Below are 2,355 nucleotides of genomic sequence, written 5' to 3'. Positions count from 1 at the left end.
CGCATCAGCAGGACGATGGAGACCGGGGTCCGCCCCGGTAGATCCGGCAGTATGTACTAACCAACGTGATGGGAAGACTGTGATCGGAAACAGTTTCAGGTAATACCGTCTATGGATTTGTGCCTTTGAGCACGCCTACAAGTTTGGTGCCTGACACGCGAGCGTACACCCATAATGGCCAGCGAAAGACTTCGCGCAAACAGGCCGGACATAAGTACGCATCTGACCGGATCTTCATGTCAAATCGGTAGTCGTCATCCTGCCGGTAAAACAATAATTTTTAGAAATCGCACAAGGGAGGCTCGTGTGAAACATTGTGTTTGAACGGCCGTCCACATAAATCCATAGGAGGGACCCGAGGGCCGTGCGACACGACCGCCAAGAATCTGGTGGCGCACGGCCCTCGGGAGGTCCCTGTGGAGTTGTGGGCAGCACGCGGGGACGAATAGCGGCAATCCGGTTTTGTCGAGTAGCCGTTATTTCGGGAGAAGCGGTGATGTCGCCATCCAGGTATTAAGACCATTCGGGCATATGGCAGTGCAAACCCGCCACCATAGGTCCCGGCGCAAAGTCGTGGCTATCCACAAATCCACAGGAGGGACCCGAGGGCCGCGCGACACGACCGCCAAGAGTCTGGTGGCGCGCGGCCCTCGGGAGGTGCCTGTGGAGTTGTGGATAGCCCGCCGGGACAACGATACGGCCCTTTTTACAGGCCGGAACGCAACAAAATCAGGAATGAAGACCAAAATGCATCACGGCGGGCTTATGCCCGCCGTGCGATTTCCCGATGATAGTTTACCAACTACCTCTTGTGTTCAGAAGACTGGCGGGCTGGCAACAGCCGCCGTGCAAGCCACCCGCTCGCGGCAAAGGTAACAGCAAACACACCGAGCACCATGACTGTGTTAGTCAGGAAGGCGTTTGTCATTGCTTATCCTCCTTTGAGGTTTCCTTAGCAGGAATATAACTCAAAAACTCAAAAGCTGCACGTTCCAAAATTGCGGCAACCATAACTGCGGGCAACTTACGCCATGACCACCCACCTGCCGCGAAGAATGGAGAAATAAGCGACAGGCCCACCAACGTAAGCGCAAGATTCTGGCAGGCAGACGCCGCCAATTTGAGCCGCTCTGTGAGCTGTATCTCATTCTGTGGGGGCTTTGCCGGGATACCTAGCATTTCTAACACCGCTCCGGAAATTGAAGTCAGCCGGGCCAAAAGGCCCGGCTGTTTGTTGTTCAGATACCAAGCGCCTCGTCTAGAGCGGCGGCGGCTTCCTGTGACACCGTGCGGTTATTCGCACGGGACTGGTAGGGCTGCCATTCTTCGCCCATGACTTCGGCATAAGCCGTGCAGGCTCCGCTGGCGATATGGTACAGAGCGTATGCCTTCACTGCATGTTCGGCTGCGGCCCGGCGCAAGCGGCCTGTGTAGTTATCCTGTCCGTCGATGCCCATGCGGTCGTCGTCGCGGTGTTCGTTCGCCCATTTATCCTTTGCGTCTTTTGCAAGCTGGCGGCGGGTTTCGTAGTAATTCGCCGCACCATGAGCCGAGCGCACAAGCGCATCTACGATACGGTCAAGATGTATCTTGATCGCCTTAAAATCATCTTCGCCGTTAAAAGACATGACCAGAACGGGCCGCAACGCGTCATACTGATCTCGAACGGTGCTCAGGCCGAGGCCGATCATTTCGTCAACGTCTGCAACGTCCAGACCGAAACGTGCGCTGATAAGAGCAATCTGGTCGTCTGAGGGAGCCAGAAGCTCCACATTAGCCAGAGAAGGAGACCGCTGCGCTTTCATGCGCTGTTCCGTTTCGTGGAACTGACGGGCGCGGGCGGGAGAGACGGAACCGGCGGCATCACCCTTGCGGGGGGAGTTCGCCTTGCTTACAGTGTTCTTTACGTCGGACATGAAAATCACCCTTTCTGTTCTGGCTAGCCCCGGTTTGGTGCTCGTAACACCGACCGGGGCGTTTTGTTGTTCGGGCCTATTCCCTCTCAACAAGTAAAGATTAGTACATCCCGATAAACAGAGCAAGAGAAAAAGCGCAGAAAACTGCGAAAAATGCGTGTTTTTTCAGTCTTTTTTACACAAATAAATGAAACAATATTGCGCGTTATATTTCTGTATTTGTGGATGCACCTTTCCGACAAGAAAAAATTGGTGAAGGTTGTTTCGTTATTACATTTCTTGTCCTTTCATACATCACGCACCCTTGCACCCCGCTACACGGAACGGTGGGCAAGAGGCATGGTCGCCCCACCCCACTCCTTGCCTCCTGAGCAAAAAGGCCACCTCCCCGGCACAAGGGACTGGCTGCACCAGAGGGCGCGTGTGACGCGCCAGCCGT

General features: G+C 55.0%; 3 protein-coding genes. All 3 read right to left on the bottom strand.

Annotation, left to right across the window (positions count from 1 at the left end; translation table 11 throughout):
* Positions 1 to 802: 802 nt before the first annotated feature.
* From GOB83_RS15150 to GOB83_RS14555, 3 genes are read right to left on the bottom strand one after another with little or no spacing between them, the layout of a single operon-like run.
* Positions 803 to 928, bottom strand: coding sequence for a hypothetical protein (locus tag GOB83_RS15150; RefSeq protein WP_277875558.1), 126 nt, complete (start codon positions 926 to 928; stop codon positions 803 to 805).
* Complete coding sequence (locus GOB83_RS14560) at positions 925 to 1,179, bottom strand: hypothetical protein (protein WP_025827972.1); 255 nt, start codon at positions 1,177 to 1,179, stop codon at positions 925 to 927. The genes GOB83_RS15150 and GOB83_RS14560 overlap by 4 nt, the downstream gene beginning before the upstream one ends.
* 59 nt (positions 1,180 to 1,238) lie before the next feature.
* Positions 1,239 to 1,916 (bottom strand): hypothetical protein, encoded by a 678-nt coding sequence (locus tag GOB83_RS14555; RefSeq protein WP_059025003.1) that lies wholly within the window; start codon positions 1,914 to 1,916, stop codon positions 1,239 to 1,241.
* Positions 1,917 to 2,355 lie beyond the last annotated feature (439 nt).

Origin of the sequence: Acetobacter fabarum (assembly GCF_011516925.1) — a bacterium.
Taxonomy (GTDB): Bacteria; Pseudomonadota; Alphaproteobacteria; order Acetobacterales; family Acetobacteraceae; genus Acetobacter; species Acetobacter fabarum.
This window is presented reverse-complemented; position numbering and strand designations above follow the sequence as displayed.